This is a genomic window from Chitinophaga sp. CF418, from assembly GCF_900142925.1.
Classification (GTDB): domain Bacteria; phylum Bacteroidota; class Bacteroidia; order Chitinophagales; family Chitinophagaceae; genus Chitinophaga.
This window is the reverse complement of the sequence record NZ_FRCN01000009.1, coordinates 137,587-159,846: the sequence shown is the minus strand read 5'-3', so window position 1 is coordinate 159,846 and position 22,260 is coordinate 137,587. Positions and strand designations below refer to the sequence as shown.

The window sequence follows — 22,260 nt, the reverse complement described above, 5'->3', positions numbered from 1 at the left end:
TTTTTTATGAATGATTTATTTGATCCTGAATACAGCTTGCTGACTGTTGCCGTTACAGGTATCGTTAGTAATGATTGTATAAGTTTGTTCGCCGCCTATCAGTACAGACCATGGCGTATCAGCGGTGACAGCCTTTACCGGTGGCCCTTCAACGCCTCCGCTTTTCACGAACATCGTAAAGTCAGTGACATAATCCACGTACTCACGATTTTCGATGAACTGTAATACGGATGACATCATAAGCGTACCGCCAAATACGATATTCTGTGAGCCGCTGTTGATCCAGGGCGACAGGTAAGCCTGTACTTCGCTGACCAGTTTCTTCTGATAGAAATTGGCATCTCTGCCAGCTCTCAGACGGATATTCCCCTTGAAGCTGATTTGCTGGTATACAGGGTTGATGACCTGCACTTTTGCAAATACTGAAGTGCGTGTACGCAGATATTCGCTGACCCTTTCCAGGATGATGCGGCTTACTTTAGGACTGAAGCGCTCGTCTGCAGGATAATTATCTATCTGCGGAATCACCGCCAGCGTCACCCATCCGGGCGATTGTAACTGTGTGATGTTGCCCTGTTCATCCCGGCACATCTTACTATGCGGAATGCATTTGATCTTGGATATCTCCGGAAATGCATCCAGTATGATGCGCTCGTAGTCAAAAACATTGATGGCCCTTCCTTTGTGGCGCAAACGTTCACTGACACGGGTATAGAACTCATCAGCCGTTTCTTCTTTCCGTCCTCCGAAAGAGGAATAGGGCTGGGTAATCTTCGTGATCATTGCATCAGGCACAACCAGGCCACTGATAGTCTGTGCAGCCAATGCAGTATTCACACGTGCAGGATCATTCTCCTGGCTGCGGAACACCGCCTCTGCTGCCTGTGCCATGATAGCAACACCTTCGCATACAGCCGCTGAATACTGATGTGTGGTGATACGTAACCAGTGCAGGCCGGAAGGCAATACGGTATGAGTCGTATCCGCATCCCATGGCAGTGCAAGGGTTACAATGCCCGACACCAGCATCTCTTTGGTCGTATCACTGATGATCTGTGTATTTTTTTCCAGGGCTTTCCATTCATTACCTGACATATAATGCCATTGAATATCGGCCCTGCGGATATCTGGATTCGCAGTAAACTCCGCCAGCTGGAACAACAAGGCTACGTTGGTTCCCGGCACAGCCTGTTCCAATCCTATATAGAGCGTACCCTCATCTTCATACACAGGCATGAAGTTGGCAGTAGCACCGGAAGACAAAGTTTTATAGTTACCCTCTTCGTAAGGATATTGATGCAGCAGGGTGACATCAGCACCGGTAGCAGTTGCATCATAATTCAGAAAGAACCCTTTAATAGTGGGCGTATATGGCGGTAGGGGAAGCGCTATTAAAGAACCGATATTATTACCCACAAACGTGTTCATCTCCCCGGCAAGACCTTCAGTACCATCAGCGCTGGTATTTGCACTACCAGCTAAAGCTCTCAGATTAAGAAAATCTGCATCAGAAGAATCCTTTGTAATGAGGTTGGCTTTACCCAGGGAGAGACCTGTCTGTACATGTGTGCCAGTAGCCGAAGTTAAGAGACCGCTTGCCTTCGCCTTTATATCGTCCAGTCTCAGGTTACCTACTTTCAGCAACTGAGAGCCCAGGATGCCCGGGTACTCATCGTGTTTGAAATTATTAACCAATTTCAACCGCAGGAATCCATACAGTGCGGCATTGCTATAAGGGAGCAACGGAGCAGGCTGCGTCAGCAGTGGTATATTTTCTACCTCAGGTACATCGATCTCCCTCACCCGCTGTACATGATGAGCACCATCCTGATCGAACAACAGTGAACCTTCTCCTCCAACAATACCTTTCCACTCTCCATTATTCAGTCGTTCCAGGTCTGCCTTAAAATAAGTATTGTTGATACCCGGCAGGTTATAAGCGGCATAATGTTTTTCAAAGTCATCAGGATATCCCTCCCACTCCATATGCAGCTTCAGGTCCGTTAACCGTTTTCTGAACACCTCATCACTGCCTATGTAGAAGTTGCTGCCTACTTTAGGTATACTGGTGAAAGGGAGGAACTTACCATTAGGATCAAGCGGTCCCTCATCATTACCGATCAGCAGGTTCTTCACATTAGTCACATGTACATTGATAGTGGTATTCTGAATAACCAGGTTACTCAATATATCATACCACGGTGCGGCACTCTCTGCCAGGTAATAATGCAGGCTGTGATTGAAGAGAATACGCAGCAGCGGATCATTTACGGGATAAGCAGCCTTTACAACATCAGGCGCCGGAACGATCAGTGCCGGTGCATCGGCAGCCAGTACAAAGTTCAGGGTCAGCTTGTTGTTGTCTACAAGTGACGTGCTGATAGCCGGTGCAGGATACCAGCCTGCTTCGGTAGTACAATCTACCTGCAGTAGTCGCCTGCGTGCAATATCTTTTGCGTCCGGCAATTGCTGCGGACTAATATTCGTATAGGTAGCAAAATCACGATCGCCTGCTGCATCTTCCAGCCATATCTCAGTGATGCCGGCATTCTTCATTTTTGTCCGGATGCCGGCCAGACTGCCTTTATCGATACCCTTCTTCTGAAAGACTTTCAATATATCTTCATTCAGCAGATAGAAAGGTTTATCCAGTAAGGCGGCCAGCTGTGCTGCTTTATCCCCCAATGATGACAGCTCAATAATAACCGTCACATTACGGGTACCTTCTTTCAACAGCAGTACCGGCGAAGCGATTAACAATCCGGTGCTGGCAAAAGGAAAATGCGTAACACCTGCCTGCGGATTATTCTTGCTTACATATTCAGCTGCTCCCAGTAAAGGCCAGCTGTTGTAAGAGGGATTACGGAAACCTTCTCCCAGTCCGTCAGCACTGGCAGCAACAGGCGCCACATACACGTTTGCCTTATCGTCTTTGAAAAGCGTACGCAATTGGTTCACCTTCGCTTTGTTCAGCACCACATCTTCTTCCGTAAAGAAGCTAACATCTTTACCTGTAGCATCTTTACCGGCCTTCAATGCAGTATCTTCCTTCAGCAGGTAGTCAGGTAGTTGTTTAGCCAGTTCTGCAACCAGGTGCACATGATCAGGCGTAAGCGGTTTCTTTTTCAGTTGCAGTACCTCTTCGTAGAAGAAGTTCAGGTGCTGACGGCCGATGGTGTTCATCTGCGTTTTCACCTGTGCAAAGAGCTCCAGGAAAGCGTACAACAGTCCCACGTGAGGCTGATGCTTCTGCTGTCCCTTCAGCACCGCTTCAAAATCTTTTACGGCAAAATCCTGTACCTGCAGGATGCCTTTATAGAAGATGACAAACAGCTCATCCAGCTGTGTCAGTACTTTCTCTCTTTTACGGCGGGGATAGCTGCTCAGTCTTACCAGGTAAGCATCTTTAGCTATCAGCTTATCCATGGTCAGGTTCCAGCCGCTGTTCTGCCGCAGGATGGCGATGTTGTTCACCGCTTCTTCCGGCAGTGGATTTTCAGCGTCCACCATGGTATTGGCGATGGCGATAAGGCGGTATAAAGCCTTACTGAAATCCGATTGTACCAGGGCGCCCAGCATTCCGCTAAGTCCTGTAGCGCTGTCCAGCTGTGTATGCCAGCTATTCAGCTGCATCACCATATCCAGTATACGGAAGAACATGGACCAGAACTGGTCTGCCGGCAATTGCTGCGACAGGTCTGTCCTTGCCTTCTGATAAGCCGCATCAAAACCGGCAGTATCAAACTGCTGGATAGCAGCATACTGGAAAGGCGGATTGCTGCGGAAGAAATCCTGCCAGTCCCCGCGGGACGTCAGTGATGTATCAGCCTTACGGAATGGCTGGTCGGTGTCATCATAGTAAAGTACGTACCTGGCGTAGCGGTACAGGAATCCCAGTAACTGGGCTGTACTACGTTCGTCGATCTGCACTTTGTCTGTTGACAGCGCTTCCATTTTACGCTGCAACTGGCTTACACCATCGCGTACCAGGTTATTCGTTATGTTATCTGAAGCATTCATTATCTTATTGCTATGGCTGCATTTATTCCTTCTGAACGGCCTTCCTGTATATAGAAGTCATATACATAGTTGTACCGGGAATTAGTGGCCCTGATGGTATAATCAATATTGATGCGTAAACATCCCTGTATGGCGTCCCAGGAATCAGACTGGGATACAGTGATCTTATCGGCTTTTATTCTTGCTTCGTAGTATAGGATGGCATTTGTTACCAGGTCTGTAATGAAACCGATCAGTGTATTGCTCATGGATTCAAACTGGTAATCTGCCAGGTTACAACCAAACTGGGGAAGCATCACACGCTCGCCCAGGCTGGTAGACAAAAGAATATGCAGGCTTTGTTCAATATCCTCCCGCCCTACGGCCATTAAAGCGTAACAATCCTTGTCGTCATTGTCTTTGCGGAAGGTGGGGGGAAACGACCAGCCGCAGCCCAGAAAATCTTTTGCGTCGAGCATATACAAATCTTTTAAGTAGCTATGTTAACCTCCTATCATCACTGTAGGACATCCTAATACGATAGAGCCGCCATGGGCTGTCGTATCGCCCATACGGGCGGCAGGCTTGCCTCCTATCATGACAGTGGCAGAGCCTTTTACAATAACATCCGGCGGTCCGGTACACACCAGCATATCTCCCACCGTTGCTGCAGGCATTCCGCCTATCAGCACCGTAGGCACGCCCGGACCGGAAACAGGGCCGCCTACATGTGGCACTACTCCTGTTACCATGGGACAAACATGCATATCTGATATTCTTGCTGCCGGGGGCATTATCTGTATCTGTTTAATCTTTTAGTTAATCTTCACCATTCCACCTGTCAGTTCCAGCATGGCAGAAGAAGCGACCTTTGCTTTGGCCTGCCCGTTCAATTCCAGCGTAGTACTTGCTTTTCCGGAAATGGTGGCACCTTCTATTTTGATGTCTGTAGCGGCTTTCAGCGTGAAAGCAGCGCCAGCTTCCATCTTAATATCTTTGGGGCTTTTAATGGTAATACCTGCGGATTCCATTTTGATCATGTTACCATGCTGATCCTGGATGGTGATGGCTTTGTCCTTTTCACTGAGCTCAATGAAATTGCCTGCGGGCGTTTCCATCTTCATCACTTTGTTCTCATCATCAAACATGGTTTTCATCTTGCTGCGGGTTACAAGACCTTTGATATGATTGGTATCCTGCGCCTGTACAGGAGCCGGCTTGTTGCTGCTGTGCAGCATTCCCAGCACTACTGCAAAACGTGGATCACCATTTACAAAGCCTACGATCACTTCATCACCTATTTCAGGGCGGAAGAAGTAGCCCCTTTCCTTGCCGGCATCCAGCGATGCTACGCGGGCCCAGGTGCCTTTATCGTTATTGTCTGTCAGCGGCATCTTCACCAGGATGCGGTCTTCCCCGTCAGGGTCGCTCTCCAGCTGCACCACCACACCTATCTGCAACCCATGCACGGCAGGCAGCATACCTGCAGCAGGAGTTTCTATCAGTTCAGGTTTATGATGGAACCATTCAGGAGAGATACCGAACTGTAAATGGGTCTGCCAGATGCCCTCCGCGTATTCATGACGTACGCCACTCACGTATACCTGGCCGTTAAAGCGATTGCCCAGCCCTTTCAGCTCAATGGTATCACCGGGTTTTGTATCAGGCGAGCCCTTTATCCTGGCACGCCCGCGGATCTTGGACATCCTGCTTTTCAGCATCACTGATTCCGTCCAGGCTTTCAGTTCAGGCTCACTTACCAGGCCGCTGTGCCGCAGTTCCAGTTTGGCCGGCGATACTGCTTTAGCCAGCGAGCTGCCTGTAAGATTGCCTGCCTCCTTGAAAGACACGCTTGATGTGGAGTTCTCCTTTACAGCCTGGTCCTTATAACTCCAGGAGCTGGCGTTTACTTCCTGCCATTGGGTGCGGGCGTCTATTTCAGCATCGAATTCCTCGATGGTAGCGCCGTACACCAATGTGATGGCAGGAGAACCAAGGGCAGGTTTCACCATGTTCACCTTACCGTCCTGCACCAGCAGGATACAGCTGTTCATTTCTGCACGGCTCAGGGCAAAGTCCCAGTCCGTACAATAGAACTGTACCAGCTCTTTGTGCGTTACGGAAGTGGATGCCATTGTACCCGCCTTACTACCCAGCACTTTTTGCAGGGCATCGCTGTCGGTCATGTCCCGGAAGTATTTGTTCTTCCTGCCCAGTGTGAGTGACACGGCTTCATCCCTGCAATCGAGATACAGACAGGCATTACCGTTCTCACTGGCTTTGATGCCATGTTTCACTATAATACCTTTGAAAACAGAGACGTTTTTCCCGTCGCGTCCTACCTGTATCTCTACCTTGTTGCCGGGAATGAAATCAGCCGCTTCACTCAGGGCAAATTTTTCCTGTGAGGTATCACCGTCCAGGTACTGGATCCTGGCGTATGGGATCTGATTCGCTTCCTTCACAACAGTAACTGAACGCAGATCATAGGAAGGATCGCTCACCCTGTTACCATTGATCAGCACCTCGATCTTGGTGTAATCGTAGGTATCCGGGGTAGCAGGTATGTTCCGTTCGTCCGTGCTTACGTTTTCTTCATTTGCCATGTTCAGGAAGTTTTTTGGGTGCCGGTGTTTTTCACAGGCGGGAAGCCCAGTTCATCATCCGTACGCAGTTTCCGTACGCTGACCAGTTCATTGTAATAAGCTACCTGCATATACAGGGCGGGGTCTCCGTAGCTTTTATAACAGAGCAGCGGAAGCGTATCGCCATCAGCCACCCTGACACTACGGAAAAGGTCCGGTGAGTGTTTATCCTCTTTTGCGACCCGTTTTTTGGGCTCAACATACTGAGTGAACGAAGCACTCACCTTCGCCCTTAAAGGCTCCCCATTGGGCTTAAAAAGCACATAATTGATATCCAGGGTAGCAAGGATGCAGTCAAAGGTGAACAGACCCCACTGGATCTTCAGGATGGCTGGCTTATGCGCCTCGCCCTGCATCTTGTACACGACATTCAGCAGTTGTTCCACCTGATCCTTCACTTCAGTACCGTTCAGGATATTTCCTTCAATGGTACCGGTATTGTCCAGGGTAAAATCCAGTTTGAGCTGTTCGGGGGCGGTGAACTTGTATTCCGGAGCGCTCCCCTGATTACCACCGGTAGCTTTATCCTTGGCCTCTACTTTGTAAGACTGGGCATAGCTTTCCGGGTTAATGGGGATGGTAAAATCGGCGCCGGCTGATTTATCCTGTTTCGGAGTGAGGAAAGGCCGGATGACGATCTTCTCAACATTCGCCGTTTCTTTATTCGTTGCCATCAGCGTTCTCTTTGATCTTTCAGGATTTGCAGCACTTTTTCCACACAGGCGCGCACAATAGCGTCAGGAGATCCCTCCTGCTGTTCATTGCCGCCACCTGTTTTACCTTTGTTGCCGGCAGCTTCATCGACAGCTACCTTGATGACCATTTCTCTTATCTCTACTGGCATGGGGCCTGGTTTTTAAGTTGCTACTATTCCACGTTGAAATAGTTATAATTCAGTTCAAATGTTTCAATGACCACTTCACCTTTGTCCGCATTGAAGTCTGCCACCTTCCAGTTCTTGGGCCAGGCGCGGTGCACCTTCCAGGTCATGAGCGGCTGATGCTGCTCATTCAGCAGGGTAACGATGAGATCAACGGGCGAAAAGCTGAAGTTCCTGAAAGCATCGAGACACCACTGCGAAACGGTAGATTCTGCCGGTTTGAAGATGCCGCGGCGCAGTACGAGGTCCGTACACTTGTTGCGCATCGGTATCACATGCTCAAAGCGGTTCTCCCCGCCCTCCCGCAGTGTATCTGTCTGCATCTGAAAGTTGAGTCCTGATACGGACTGGAAAAAGATGTCATTCTCCATCTTCTTGTCGAACAGGAACTCTACTTTAAAATGAAACCCTACAGGAGGATAATAATTAGCAGTTGCCATCATTATTTATTTTCGATCACCAGACCTTCATGCACCAGCTCCACGCTTTCAACAGCGATCTCGTTGGCGTCAGCTTTCAGATCTGCAGACTGTACCTTGATAGGCCATGCATTCTTCACTTTCCAAACAATGATAGGTTTGTGCGTTTCGTCCAGCAGGCTGATAGTGATGTTCCTGCGGTATTTGCCATTCTGCTCCTGGAAGAACACGGTTTCTTCCCACCAGTCGAAGTATTCGTTGTCTGACTGGAAAGTACCGCGTTTCAGCGTGATATTGCTGTATTTCTTCAGACCTGGTTGTTTGGTCTTATGGTATTCAGGACTGGCACCATGGCGGTATTCGATCGCTTCTGTTTCAACAGTGAGACCGGTTACTTCTGTGAAACCGATGTTTTTACCACCCCATTCTACCTGGAAGTGAAACTTGGGTAATGGATAATTTGCCATTGTAATTCTTTTATTCTGTTATGATTGAATGTTGAAATCTTGATTATTTTTTGGCTGCCGTTGCAGTGTCACAGGCCTTTGCTGCCAGTGCGGCGGCATATGCTTTGTCCAGTGCAGTCTTGCGGGCTTGTGCAAATTCACGTTTGCAGGAAACCACCTCAACTTCCTTCTGCAGATCCTTCAGTTCGTCGAGCGTTGTCTCGTACTGATGTTTCGTTTTGGTATAGAAGTCGCAGGTCTCATCGTCCATCGGGAACAGCGGTGTTTTTTGCGGATGGCAGGAAGCACAATCTTCCAGATCAGGCTTTTTGCCATCAGTCATTAATTTGTAGGAACCCACTACCTGGAACAGCAGACCTTTTTCGCCAGCCAGCAGTCCCCAGAGGTCTTCTTCCTCATGATAGGTTACCAGCAATGCCTTGATCGCGTCTTTAATAGCGGTCAGCGCCTCCTCTGTTGCAGTTTTCAACGCTGCAAGATTTGCCATGATGGAGTTAGCACCCTTATCAGGGATCTTGTTGTCGATACGATCGGCCAGTACCTTGATCTGTCCTTTCAGGACCTCAGTGCAATCCAGCAGTTTCTTTGCTTCGCAGATGAGGATCTTGATAGCATCGATACACAGGCGTGCATTCTTGCCGGATTTCTCATTGTACTTGCGGGTCCTTTCCAGCGTACCCAGGTAGATCATACCGAGACGGTTAGTTTCGGTGATAGTAGCCAGCAGGTCTTTCAGCACGTCGGCCCAGCGGGTCTTCTTTTCGAGGGCGCTCTTCTTAAAAGCCTCCTGCGCGAGGGCGTTTACGAGTTCCTGGTCCGCCTCTGTGACGTCTTTTTTCAGGCGGTCCAGGTATTGTTGTACGGTATCTTTATTTGAAGCCATGATGATTAAATTGTGTACGGTGTTTTAATAATGTGAAACGGGCTGTTACTATGCTTCGTTTTCATGTGGTTCGCCAGGAGTTCCGCAGTTAGGATTCTCATATGCGCTTTCTGCTTCCTCTGAAATATCATCCAGTTTCTGACAGCCACCGCCGTTACAGTTTTTATCCTCTACAAACTTGCTGGTTGCAGCGTCAGCATCTTTCAGTACCCATGCTTTATTCTTGGAAGTACTTGCCGTGCTGAGGGCCTTGAGTGCGTCACCCAGTGGTTTGCGGGAATCATCATATTTCTTCTGGGAATTTTTAACGTTGTTTTCTACGTCAGTGATCAGCTTACCACCATCTGTTTTAGCAGTAGCGATCAGCGCAGACAGGTTATCGATATTAACGAAGGCATTGATACCGGCTACCTTTACAGCCGCCTGTGCCACGTCATCTGCCTGATTTACGATCTTCTCAGCGTATTGTACAAACTCCTGCACACTGTCTTCAATATTCTTTTTGTTAGGACCTCCTTTTGAAAGGTTCTCGCGGATCAGTTTCAGCTCTTCTGAGTTGCAGGAATCTGCCACAGCGTCTTTCAGTTTACCTGCCAGTGTATTCACCAGGCCTACCTTTGTTTTGGCGGCTTTGATAGCGGTAACGGCAGCATCAAAAGAGGTTTTAACAGAAGTATATTTTGCCTGTGCCGTTGCTACAGTAGCAGTAAGGCCTTCCAGGTCCTGCCCTGTGTATACGGTCACACAGTTGCTGAGGAAGTTATACTCCTTTACAGCGCGGGATAATTTATCGTTGATCCTGCGCTCAACACATACTACCTGGCTGGCAGTATTGGTGAGGATCACTTCCGCTTCGAGGTTGGCAGAACGTTGCTGCAGTTCATCTTTCAGGGTAACTCCGTATTCCTGCATCAGCAGATCAAACTGGGATGGAGATGGCGGTACACATTGTACTACCGGTTGTTGTTGTTCTACCGGAGGTTTAAAGTCGCTCATATATGGTGTATTTTCTGGGATTTAGAGTATTACAATTGGGGTACGTTCAATCAGATCAGGATTCCTGCATTTTGTGACTGAACTTCAGGATGATGAATTCAGCCGGACGAACTACAGCCAGACCGATTTCAACGATCATTTTTCCTTCCAGGATATCAAATGCAGTCATGGTTTCATTGATACCGATCTTCACGTAGAAGGCATGCTCAGGTTTAGCGCCCGCCAGTGCACCGGAACGCCACTGATTGATGAGGAAGTTTTCTATCATTGCTTTTACCTTCACCCAGGTGTTAGCGTCGTTCGGCTCGAATACAAAACCTTCAGAAGCCTTTTTGGTAGACTCTTCCACCATGTTGAAATAGCGGCGTACAGATACATAGCGCCATTCGTTGGAGTTACCGTCCAGTGTACGTGCGCCCCAGATCTTGATACCTCTGCCGGGGAAGAAACGGATAGCATTCACAGACTTACCTGCGTTCACATCCACGTTCAGGTTACGCTGTATCTGGTCACTGATATCGCAGGTTACACCAGATACTGCCAGCAAGCCTTCATTGGCTGGCGCCTTCCATACACCACGGGCATTGTCTACACGGGCATAAACGCCGGCAACAGATGCTGATGGAGGTAATATGATAGAGAAGTTAGAGATAGCCAGTTTAACGTTTGCCTTATCCAGGTTATTCAGTCCTGCGAAATTAGGAGCACTGCCACCTACGATCGTTACTGTAGTTTCATCATACGCATAGTCGAATGTAGAGCGGATGTTAGGGAAATATACAGCACCATAGCTGGTGTAAGGAGCACTCAGGGAGATCGCATCGCGGAATGCATTTGCAGCTGCCAGGATCTCTCCTTCTGTTTTCAGTGTAAGACCATTGTTGAACAGGTCCATGATCACAAAACGGTCCTTCAGTTCAAAACACTGCATCAGAGCAGCTTCCAGCAGGGTCTTGTAAGTATCCTGTGGCATATTCTGACCTTCGGGGAAAATGATGAGCGTAGGTTCATCCTGTTTTCTCAGTTCTGTCAGTGCATCCAGGAATGGGTCCTGCTCAATGATAGGTGTACCTAAATCCTGGTAAGGGCCTACAGAAATGATGTAGCAGGGGCCGCCACCGTTTGCATAAAACTGCTGCAGGGAATAGTACATGATGTGTTTGGACAATCCCTTGCCATCCGCATCATTATAGCTTACAGTATAGCGGGTACCTGATGTATCACTGGTAGTGATAGTAACGATCAGATTCACTTCTTTCTGCGGGCCGCCAAAGATGTTTTCATACTCCAGCAGTGAGCTGATACGCACGGGGGTACCCACTACTGATTTACCATCTACAATAGCCTGCTCTGTGAAGCCGATAAATGCAGGAATAGCTGTTTCTACCGCGGTGATGGATGGGGGGAACTTGGAGATCTCTTCAATATACACGCCTGGTGTATAGTATGTGTTTGCCATAATCGATCAATTTATAGTTTCATTTTAGGAAGTAAGATTTCGGAACATATCAGGTCACCCTGGCGGCTGATCAGCTCTCCGTCAGGATTGGGAAGATTGATTGCAGCGTAGCTCACCTTACGGTATGCCTGCATCAGCGGAAACGGTTGTTTACTGATGATCACCTTTTTGATACCTGGAGGAGCGGGAAGTACTTCTTCCCAGTTAATATCCGCTCCCGGAGGATCGGCTTTCTGCAGATAGTATTTCCAGTAGGTGGCCCTGTTTGCGAAGCGCAGTTCGAAGACGGGTGCTGATGGCAACCTGAGTAAACCATCTGCATCCACCAGTTGAAATGCAGCATCATTTGTATGCATTACCAGGTCGAGCACACCCCATGCATCTTGCTGGTAAAGCGTTGAATGCAGGTATACCGTGTAACTCCTGTTGTAGTTGTTACTACCGGAGATCTTCAATGTGTAGATCCCGTCCGGCGTACCTGTAAAATTGAGGGCCGCCTCCCGCAAGCCATCTGCATGCTGGAAAGGCAATGTCTTGATTTCGTCCGCTCCTTTCAGCAGTACGAAGTCCGCCTGTGTAATCCCCTGCTTGTCGAACGTATAACTAAACTGCTGCGGTAACAGGATGCGATCATATTCATTGATGAAATGATGATCATCCGTTGTTACCCAACCGGTAGCAGCGCTGTCAGTACGGGCAATGGCCTGCGACACATTGCCGTTGACGATCGCCATCTCTCCCATCTCATACAACCGACCGTCCGTGAACTCCTTTACGGAGGTGGAAAGTGAGGGAAAAGATTTACCGGTAGTAATATCATCGTTCGTGAAATAGTAACATGCGGGAAATACTGGATTAATACGCAGGTTACTACGGGATAACAAAGCAGCATTCTTCAGGCGGATCACAAACTGTAACCGCAACTGTCCGCTGACAGGCACCGCTGTGGTTAACGCCCCATTGGGGCCCGGTGCAGAAGCGATACCCAATACAAGTCCGGTGGACGTTTGGCGATACACGATCCGCTGTCCTCTCAGCAATTTTTCGGTGGCGGGTGTCGGTGTGATCGTTACGTTATCCATCAGGCTGTACCGGTTATCCATAAGGAGATCGGCCAATCTGAATTCCTGGTCTTCCTGGGACAGGCTATAGTAGGTGCTTCCCTCTTTATCGAGGTAGAAGCTGTGCAACATATTCACCACTGCCAGGCGCCTGTATGTAATCTGAAAAGCCATTATTATGATTTGGGAAAAGCAATACTGTCTTTTGATTGGATCTGATCCACAATGGTACCGAGTCCTGTAATCCTGTTCTCTGTGATCTTTACCAGTCTTACTTTATATAGTACGCTGGGCATTTGTTTGCCACCTAAAGCGCCCCATAGATGATTCAGTTGTTCAAAGGAAAGGGAAAACAATTCTAAATGTAACTGCAGATCGTCGGGTACCTGACCACTGTTGATCAGGGCTTCATTCGGAGAGTTCTTGAGGTTGAAACTACTCTTACCCTGAAAGAACTGGATAGCCTGAGAAAGCCTTGACAGCGCATCTTCGTAGTTCTTATAATGCGCAGACACAAGCATGTACAGGTTCAGGTATATCGGAGGATTATGATAAGCAACACCCTGTGCATTCCGGTAAAAATGTGTACTGTTTTTCAGGGTTGCTTCTTCCTCTATATTGACCATACTCAGTATGATCCGTTCTTCTGCGCCCGGAGGCCTGTCCGGTGTTTCCAGGGTAGCTACATTATCCAATACCACATGACCTTCAGGGTCGTTTCCCATAGGATTAAAGGATTGGATATAACTATCCAACTGGTCTTTTAATAATTTAAAAGCAGTGAAAATCATGGCTATGATCTTATTTACTATCAAGACGCGGAAGTCAGTCCGGTGGCTATTACCAACGGCTGTTTACACGAGATATGATAAATGATATATGATTTTTCGATACGGTTGATGAGGAAAACGTGGACAGTTTTCAGGTACAGTTGTGGCAGCATTCTGCTTACGGATTTCAGGAGGGTGTATTGGCCATATGCACATGTTGCGCCGACTGCAGCACATCAAGAGTTAAACGAATCTTCTTTCTGTTATGATTTTTCTTCGGGGTAAATGTCTTCTTTTTTGAGTTAAAATTTATTTATTGGAGTTCTTCAAACGCTTTACACACGATTACCATAGAGAATGTAAAACTAGGTAATAATTCGGAAATAAAAAACTTTTAAGCCATGGTAAATTTAAATTGCGTACAAGTACGCAAAGTGATTTCTACTGATGGAAATTAACGTTTCTTGTACAATATTTTTTACTCATTTGATGAAAGTGTTGCGCCCCGGTTGCCCGATTGCAACTACTCAAAAAATTGCAACTCATAACGAAATCATTCGCGACAATACGCTCCCAACGGAGTTGATTGTCACCATTGATTTCGTTATGCTCCCCGGGTTGCACCCCGCGCTACAAACTCACACCCGCAGCTACGGGCTGTATCGCCGGGGATAATCCCCCGTTTCTGCTTAGTATGAAACAGGTATCAGCTTCGTTTCTCCTATGTCCATCTTACGTTCATCTTACGTTCGTGAACGTAGGATGAACGTAAGATAGACATAGGAGAAACGAAGTTTGTACCTGTTTGTATGATCCTTGTATGATCCTTGTATGATCCTGAAATAGGTTTAGTGTCTTAGTATAGAAAAACTTTACAGTTTTATTGTAGCCATTCAGGATTGACTTTACAGGTGATTGTAAATTCAGTATGTGTTTTACAGATGCGCAAATTAAGCTTTACACAGCTATTTCACTTGCTTTTCTCTTCTTAGCCTGTCTTAATACCTACAGAAAAACTTTACAGTTTTACTGTGGCGCTTCAGGATTGACTTTACAAGTAATTATCACAATGTACCTCAAGACAGGTTATGTACCTCATCATGCTGATATAACGACAGAATACACATCATCGTCCTGATAAGCGGACCCTATATACTATCGTAGGGAGAGCGGAAGTAGCAGCGGTTTCAGATGGGAATGGAGGGCCTTCGGCTCTCCGGTGACACGACCGATGCTGTTCAATCCATATCCCAAATCCTATTCGCTTGACAACGCTCAATAGCTTTCCAGAGAGGCGCCGACCGACATCCCATCCTGAAACCGAAGCTACTTAGCGTGAATAATTCACAATGCTCAATAACCTTCCAGAGAAGCCCCGACCGGCATCCCATCCTGAAACCGAAGCTACTTAGCGTGAACGTAATCCCCTCCTAAGGAATATCCTCAATCTGATCAAACTTAAGATTGCTCCACCCCTCTCCCTTACCCGCCTGTTTATACCTCCCCGTCCACAGGAACGTTTTCCCATTCAACCACCTTGTGCGTTGGAAGGAACGGCTTACAATCACCCCAGCCCGTGGAATTTCTTCCTCATTGATGAAATAAGGAGCAGGTTGTTCTTTCAGCAACACCCCGTAAGCAGGTTTTGCGCCCGGCATGCGTCCGCGCTGGAACCGGATCTCCGTATCACTGTTATTGACATGCACTGGAATAAACGGCGTCCAGTTGCCGGGCACTGTAGTACCTAATACATACCGGATGTCTGCATTGCCAACAGGTACAAAATCAGGCGGCGGTGTATCGATCATCGCCATTTCATTTCCTCTTACGCCTTTCCCTGTATGAGACGGTACAATGTTTTCGACGGCCCATACCATATTGGCCATTTCATCACGGAGGAAATTCACCTCTTCCAGCGGCGGACATTCCAGCGCTTTTGTGATGGCCGGTGTGAGGTAGAAGAAGTTTGTACTATTGCTGGTGGCAATCTTTGATGAGTGATGGAACATCGCCCAGCGATGCCAGTTGCTTTCCGGTCCTTTACCCGCAGGTCTTATTAAAATTTCCTGCCCGAATACATCTGTTATCACGATACCCTTTATTTCACAAAGGGTATTGATAGCAAGTGGATAAGGCAACATAAACCAGTCGTTAGAATAGATCAGTCCGAACTCTGCCAGCATCAGGTGCAGCAGACCGGTGACAGATGTATCGATCTTACCGAAATCAGTCTGGTTCTCTTCCATCATCCAGAAGCGCGGATTCGGCATCCCCTTGAAGGCAATAGGAGATGGAAGGAATGATACAAAGTTCTCTACAGGACCTGCCTGTTCCTCCTCCTGTCCCGGTAGTGGCACCTGTTTGCGTGGGTCCATATCAAAGGAATACCAATCCAAATGACCTTCGTAATACTGGTCTGCCGCCAATGTCACCTGCTGATTTTGCGGAGATGATATACTGAACTGGTATTCCAGTTGAGCAGGCAACCAGGCGGTATCATCGGCATTTACCGGCTGACTGTAATTCCGCGTATGCCATGCTGTAAACAAAGGCGCCAGGCTCCTGAACGTAGCTGCATCCGCCGGGAAAGCAGCATTCACCCATGTATCATAAGCATTGGATCCTGCCATATCCAGGTACAATTTATAGCCGTCAAACATTTTATTCTTCACGGTACTATACAACACAACGGCATCTTTATCATGAGGGTCTATTACATAACTGAGCGGATATCTCGTCATAAAATCCGCCAGCTTCCCCTCCAGGGAATGTTTCTTCATCAGCTTCAGAAAATATCGCCCCATCTGGACAGCAACCGACAGATCAGGACGAATGACCTCTCTTTCCACATGCGTTTCCAGGGGCATATCCTGCTTAAACGGGAACGGATCTCCCACCGGGAAGCTAACCCTGTCCATACTGGTATGCATACCCAGGATCTGTGCCGTGACCGGAGAAGCCGCATCCTCTCCTTCAAATTCGCCGAACTGCCATTGACGGGTCAGCATCCATAAAGGATCCCGGATTTCCGCCTTCAGACTCCTGTCAAAGTTGGCGGTACGCGGAGAAGGTTCCAGCCTGTTATAGGCCGTAATAGAAGGTATCCGGTATGATATGAGTAATAGTTCAGTATATGATCGCGCTGCTACTGGCATATATCATTTTTTGAAATGGTAAACCTATTTTAAAGTGATACTACAGGCGTTATCGGTAGTGCTTCAGCCAACATTATCAGGTTCAACCTGTAATCCAGGGACACGTTCAGGTCATATTGCGTAAAATCAGCCACAATAGCCGGGCGTAATACGTTAACGGCAGGATGATTCACCTCATCCAGTAATCGTGGCTCTACGGCCCTTAATTTGGCCCTTTTCAGGGTATCGTTCAGGATGCCAGTCAGGTCATCCCATGTCCAATGACCTTTCACCTGCGGAGTAACTGCCAGCAAAAGCGCCTGTGGCGGCATGGCATTAGGCTGGTCGTAGTTAAACGAAATACCGGTGGTCTCTTCGGATGTTGGAATGGCTTCCGTCCAGTCATCTATGAGCAGACCGGACTGCCGGGCAGCAGGCGTAAATGCATCTCCATGCACCACAATAGACAAGGTATCATGCACAATATTAAAAGGCTGATTGGTAACAGGGTCTGTTTCCGGAAACTCTACCGCCAGCCAGGAATCCCTGGTCCTGTATGGCAGCTGAACAGCCTCCACTTTCAGGTCCCCGCCCAGATGATCCAGCTCATACAGTGAACGAATCTGTTCCCAGCGCTGCAACCGTGGCCGCACATGCGCCGCCTGCTGCATCCATTCTTCCACTACATAATCCGTATTAAATTTGCCAGCAGCATAGTCCAGCAGCTGGGCGCTGTCATTGTGCGACAGCAGGATATCTGCCTCATTGTTATAACTGAACAGCGGCAGGATATTAAATGCTTCCTGCAGCACCAATTTACCGGCCCTCCTGTACTCTTTTACCTTTTCGGAGATCACCGTCAGGCTGGCTGCGGCAGTAAGAATATCCCCTGAAGCTTTATACGTCACCGCCATTTTCCGCCTGATACTCCTTGCCTGTTCCAGCAGCAATACCTTACTGGCGGTGGTTAGTACCCAGGCCGGTTTAGGGAAAGCATCAGGAACGCCAAACTGTGAAGCTGCCATCAGCGTTTCCTGCACCTTTTCCGCCGCTACATTACCGAATGTGAAGGCAATATCGTCAAAGGTCAGTTTTGCCTTATCAAGGGCATTAAAAGCCGTTTCCAGTGTATTGTATACCGTCAGCAGGTTATCAACATCCGGATCGGGGATCTCTGCATGAATAGAAAGAGGGTTTATACTGTCTATATTGGCCTTAAAAGCGACGCGGGCTGCCTGTACCCTTGCCAGCAGTTCAACATGGTCTAAAGCCCCTGGATTCTGTTTATCCGCCAGGCTTTTCTTTGAACCCGGGTCATAATCCGCCGCATCCAGAGCACGGGAGTCTGTAATAACAGCACGCAGGCTGCCCAGTAAAGGCAGCAGGCTGGCAAGTGTCTGTGTACCTGCCACATTATCAGGCTGCGTAAAAGCAATACTGATGGCAGTACTGTCTTCCAGTCCGTTCGCCTTCCTGTAATGCCAGGCAATGCGGCTTTCCAGCTCTGAAACGGAAGTTTTCTCCGCCGTCCCTGTACTCAGCTCACCACCGGTGATATAAATCAAATCAATCGGTTGAATACCCAGCTTCTCAAGCGTCCACATCTCCTGGCCCTGTGGCAGGTGCTGGGCATCAAGATAAGATACGTTGTATACTATTTTAGCAGGATCTCCTATCACCTTCCCCAGCCACTTGTTCAAACCGGCTTCCATCTTAGCCCTTACAGTCATATCAACAGCAGGCCATGGATTACTGGCAGTATCCGCAGCATCCACATTACCAAACTGGATCATCACCCTGTTCGTGAATGTAAACTGGCTGCCCCTCGGTGTTTCAATAACGCCCAGTTCAGCGGGAATAACGGCATCCTTTACTGCATTGAGCAAGGCCCCACAGCGTTCGAAATTACCCTGTACCAGCTGGTACACGCTTTCCGCTGATAAGAGGTCCTTTACAGCATCCAGGGTATCCGCCAGATTATCCTTCTCTTTTATGATCGCATCCCGCTCTGCTGCTGATGCCGATAAAACAGCTCCTGTTGCGCCAAAAGGAAATGTGCCGTCCTTTTCAGCCAGTGTCACACCATTCACCACACTATTAGCAGGAATGCTCTCCTGCACGGTTCCTGTACCCTCCTGTTGCACTACATGCTGTAACAGCGGGAAAGCAGCACGGTAGTCATAAATATATGCGTTCAGTTTTTTCAGATCATCATCCGCAGAACCACGGTCATGCAGCCCTCTTTCAAACTGGTATCCCAGCAATGCTTCCAGGGTCTGGCCATTGCGCATACCATCCAGTATGAACAAGGCCCTGCGCACTCTTTCCGAAGAAAGATTTACAGCCATGATATCCGGATTGGCAGGCGTGGCATGACTCATATATGCACTACGTAACACAGCTGCTGCTGAAGCATGATTCAGGGAAGGAGCATGTACAAAGCCACCGTTATCTGTATACTCGTACAAGGGCCGGTTGGCAGGCTTCAGCTTTTCCGGCACCGGATCAGTGACAACCCTGCGTTTACCAGACGGACGTACATGTTCCAGCCACCCGTACGATCCGAGATAAATACCTTTCTGGCGCTCTGCAGTCTGCAATCTTCGCTGTTGTGACAAACGCACGTTGAACATACCTGTTTGCCAGGCATCGAGCCGGTAATTACAGGTATCAAGATGCTCTATAAAACAACGTTCCAGTCGGGCTGTAGGCAGGTTAGCCAGTGATTCAATGGCTTTTCTCATAGCAGTCAGGAAAGCTGCTTCATCTTCATCTCTGCCAATGCCCAATAAATACGCGCCGATGGTACTGTTCCTTTGTGGATGTTGAGGCGCTGCTTTCGAAACAGGGGCCCGCATCATCTCCCATTTACTCAGATCTCCGCCGGGACGAATATTATGGAAATTGGCAGGCTGCAACATGAAATCAAGCGGAAAATCATTCTTCTTAAACCATAGTATAGACGCCTTGTGCAGCTGCAACGACAGGCTTCTGCGCAATTGCATATACAACAGCGCTGCGGGGATAGGCTTCCCGGCGCCGAAGTCCTGTTTCTCCAACGTGTCCAGATCTGTGATCTCCGACAGCCAGTGCAGGTAATTCTTCTTGGCTCCTTCGTTATAGTAAGTGATACCATCCTTTTCTGACAAGGGAACATTATCAACAAGATTGGCTGCATCCAGCGTTGTATGATAATGCTGGTAAACTAAGCGCAGCAGCTGCGGTACTTTTAACTGACCGCCTTCATCAGGGCTGTAACCCAATTGCTGCAGGAAGCCCAGCGCATCCGTTTTGGATGTCATGCTTTGCTGCAGGTCCTTATAATATTTGCCGCCATGTTTAAAGCTGTCCAGGTTTCTCAGGTAATCCGTAGAATAACCGATGCGCTGAAAGATGGAAGCGCTGTTAGGCTGTAAACCGATAATATCCATCAATGCGGCAGACGGATCAAGCCCGGCTTTGCCTACATAGGAAAGCTTGTCGAGAATATCTTTCCATATCTCCGAATAAGCTTTCAGCACGGCATAAAGTCCATTCAGAAACCTGTTGTCCGGCAGGGCAATGCCTGGCACAGGCAATGTGCTGTTCCATTGCCACGCCTCGAAATTGCTGGTCAGCAACACACCGTATGGCTGATTTCCCACGCGGATAGCCGGCAAAGGCCCACGGCCCGTTACATGACGCACATAGAAATTGCGGAGCTTGTCCTGCTGCGCTTCACTCAACACAGGACTCAACATGGTATCGAAGTAATAACCCAATGTTGAAGCGAAAAGCGCTGTATTCATCGCTACTGCCTCCTCCAGGTCTTTTCCATTGCTATGCGCAATATTCTGTAATGGCGCATACTCAATTCCCAATGCATTCGCAAGGTTCTTTCCATCGCAATCATCTGCTTCGGTGAATAAAGGTTTTCGTGCCTCTACTACATAACTGGCGTTGCTGAAATCATCATTCTTTGTATAACCGGAACCATTATCATCCATATTGTTGGTAGCACTGCCCTGTGGTATCAGGCTGAATCCTTTGGGGGAATAGTGATGATTGTCTATCAGTTCCTCCACCATCTGCTGCGCGGCCGATTCACTGGCGGAAAGGGTTACGCCCAATACCAGTATCTTGTCAAATCCACTGGCGGACTGTGTTGCATTCAGCGGGATCCTGAAACCCATTCCGTTCAGTATGGCTTTATCAAAATCAGACGTCCAGTCATAACTTTCACCGAAAACCAGCTTATCATCTTTTGTAACAAAACCACCATCTGCATCCATCGGGTCCGGTCCTACAAACAATTCGTCCGGTATAATATTTCCCACCACTTCCTTTGTCACTACATCGCCCTCGTACAAGGTCACTACAAATCTGTCCGGCAACACATTCACCCTGGGTGCACGGCTCCAGGTATCGGGCTTTGTCAGTTCAGGAGAAGGGAACGTTAGTCCATCAACATTTTCCATATTCGAAAGATCATTCCAGTTGGCAGGTTTTGTCTGCAACGCTACCCATGCGGCGCGCTGAGGACTGAAGGTCTTCGCCAACAGGTTCCAGGCTGCTTTCTTCTGCTCTTCCTTTTCTGCGCCGCCGTTTTTCTCCGCTTCGAACAATGCTTTCCAGTAAGTAACGCCACCTTTCAATTCATTACTGGTCAGTAATTTTTCATGTGTATGTACGGCAATATCGTCCGGGTATATCCTTAACCACAGCTCTGAGACATTGCCGGAAGTGATAAACCGGGTTTCTAACCTTACAGGCATGAACAGGAAAGGAATATTATCATTCAGTTGCTGTACACCATTACGGGGATGCGGGTCGACATATATCTGTGCAATGGCGTCCGACAGCGCAATGTCGTTCTTAAAATGCTGTTGCTTTGCCTGTACATATGCTGCCTGTTGTTGCTTCAGCGTTTGCAGCACTTCATCTGTATTCGTACCATCACCTTGCTGCAGGAGCCCCGCCAGGTCAGCTTCCAGGCTGGCCAGTTTAATCTGCAACGCTGACTTTGAAGATTGCAACTGTTGCTGTTGGGCTAACGCCTGCTGTTGTTCCTGTTTCAGCTGCGCCAGTTCATTTTGCGCGGTGGCAAGGTTCTGATCCAGCTCGGGCAACAGCTTCTCCAGCTGCGCTATCTCCTGTACAAGTGCAGCAATAATCTTTTTATCAGGTGTTTCACTGGATTCTTCTTCCTGCAGCCGCTGCTGATCTTCCTGTATACGTGCGGCTGTCACGGCCTTTTTCTTCTGCAGGAAATCAACGTACTGCTCCTGCTGTTTCACCCTAACGGTATAACTGTCGGCTTTATCCAGGGCATCGTTGATAGTCCTGATATCCGCCTGCAGTTTTGCGATCTGCTCACGCAGGGCTGCTATCTGCTGCATGTCAGGCGGCAGAGAAGTTTCTTTTTTACTTACCCGTCCCAGCAGGGTATTGGTAGCATGCAGATTGATCTGCGCCCTGTATAATTCACCGGAACTTTGTTCGCGTTGCAAACGCAAGGCTTCAATCTGTTCCTGTTGTTCTTTCAATGTGGGCATAATGCTTTATTAT

At 48.2% G+C, this 22,260-nt stretch carries 15 protein-coding genes; all 15 read right to left on the bottom strand.

The genetic code is table 11. The features are described 5' to 3' along the window. Nucleotides 1-15: 15 nt before the first annotated feature. The 15 genes from F3I09_RS20150 to F3I09_RS20085 all read right to left on the bottom strand — a co-directional run bounded on the left by F3I09_RS20150 (nucleotide 16) and on the right by F3I09_RS20085 (nucleotide 22,247). The gene (locus F3I09_RS20150) at nucleotides 16-4,020 is read right to left on the bottom strand and encodes a baseplate J/gp47 family protein (RefSeq protein ID WP_149696843.1); all 4,005 of its coding nucleotides are present in this window, start codon (nucleotides 4,018-4,020) and stop codon (nucleotides 16-18) included. Further along, the gene (locus F3I09_RS20145) at nucleotides 4,020-4,478 is read right to left on the bottom strand and encodes a GPW/gp25 family protein (RefSeq protein ID WP_106601302.1); all 459 of its coding nucleotides are present in this window, start codon (nucleotides 4,476-4,478) and stop codon (nucleotides 4,020-4,022) included. Before F3I09_RS20145 ends, F3I09_RS20150 begins: the two co-directional genes overlap by 1 nt. Before the next feature lie 24 nt (nucleotides 4,479-4,502). Continuing rightward, nucleotides 4,503-4,766 (bottom strand): PAAR domain-containing protein, encoded by a 264-nt coding sequence (locus F3I09_RS20140; protein WP_223233311.1) that lies wholly within the window; start codon nucleotides 4,764-4,766, stop codon nucleotides 4,503-4,505. A gap of 48 nt (nucleotides 4,767-4,814) precedes the next feature. After that, on the bottom strand, nucleotides 4,815-6,605 hold the full coding sequence (gene vgrG, locus F3I09_RS20135; protein ID WP_149696841.1) for a type VI secretion system tip protein VgrG: 1,791 nt from the start codon (nucleotides 6,603-6,605) through the stop codon (nucleotides 4,815-4,817). 2 nt (nucleotides 6,606-6,607) lie between these two features. Then, the gene (locus F3I09_RS20130) at nucleotides 6,608-7,318 is read right to left on the bottom strand and encodes a hypothetical protein (protein WP_223233310.1); all 711 of its coding nucleotides are present in this window, start codon (nucleotides 7,316-7,318) and stop codon (nucleotides 6,608-6,610) included. Beyond that, a complete protein-coding gene (locus F3I09_RS34120) occupies nucleotides 7,318-7,488 on the bottom strand; it encodes a DUF5908 family protein (RefSeq protein WP_188133885.1) in 171 nt (56 codons plus the stop codon). Before F3I09_RS34120 ends, F3I09_RS20130 begins: the two co-directional genes overlap by 1 nt. 23 nt (nucleotides 7,489-7,511) lie before the next feature. Further along, a complete protein-coding gene (locus F3I09_RS20125) occupies nucleotides 7,512-7,964 on the bottom strand; it encodes a phage tail protein (protein WP_149696840.1) in 453 nt (150 codons plus the stop codon). A gap of 2 nt (nucleotides 7,965-7,966) precedes the next feature. Then, entirely contained in the window at nucleotides 7,967-8,410 is a 444-nt protein-coding gene (locus F3I09_RS20120) for a phage tail protein (protein ID WP_089831925.1), read from the bottom strand. A gap of 43 nt (nucleotides 8,411-8,453) precedes the next feature. Continuing rightward, nucleotides 8,454-9,293: a hypothetical protein gene (locus F3I09_RS20115; protein ID WP_149696839.1), complete on the bottom strand. Its 840-nt coding sequence runs from the start codon at nucleotides 9,291-9,293 to the stop codon at nucleotides 8,454-8,456. A 48-nt stretch (nucleotides 9,294-9,341) separates the two neighbouring features. Beyond that, nucleotides 9,342-10,289, bottom strand: coding sequence for a hypothetical protein (locus F3I09_RS20110; protein ID WP_149696838.1), 948 nt, complete (start codon nucleotides 10,287-10,289; stop codon nucleotides 9,342-9,344). Between the two features lie 55 nt (nucleotides 10,290-10,344). Further along, nucleotides 10,345-11,748 (bottom strand): phage tail sheath family protein, encoded by a 1,404-nt coding sequence (locus F3I09_RS20105; protein ID WP_149696837.1) that lies wholly within the window; start codon nucleotides 11,746-11,748, stop codon nucleotides 10,345-10,347. A gap of 11 nt (nucleotides 11,749-11,759) precedes the next feature. Next, entirely contained in the window at nucleotides 11,760-12,983 is a 1,224-nt protein-coding gene (locus F3I09_RS20100; RefSeq protein ID WP_149696836.1) for a hypothetical protein, read from the bottom strand. Nucleotides 12,984-12,985: 2 nt separating this feature from the next. Next, nucleotides 12,986-13,600, bottom strand: a complete 615-nt coding sequence (locus F3I09_RS20095; protein WP_149696835.1) for a DUF4255 domain-containing protein — start codon at nucleotides 13,598-13,600, stop codon at nucleotides 12,986-12,988. Between the two features lie 1,409 nt (nucleotides 13,601-15,009). Next, the gene (locus tag F3I09_RS20090; protein ID WP_149696834.1) at nucleotides 15,010-16,734 is read right to left on the bottom strand and encodes a hypothetical protein; all 1,725 of its coding nucleotides are present in this window, start codon (nucleotides 16,732-16,734) and stop codon (nucleotides 15,010-15,012) included. A 29-nt stretch (nucleotides 16,735-16,763) separates the two neighbouring features. Continuing rightward, nucleotides 16,764-22,247 carry a hypothetical protein gene (locus F3I09_RS20085; RefSeq protein ID WP_149696833.1) on the bottom strand — a complete coding sequence of 1,828 codons (5,484 nt, stop codon included), beginning with the start codon at nucleotides 22,245-22,247 and terminating at the stop codon, nucleotides 16,764-16,766. Nucleotides 22,248-22,260 lie beyond the last annotated feature (13 nt).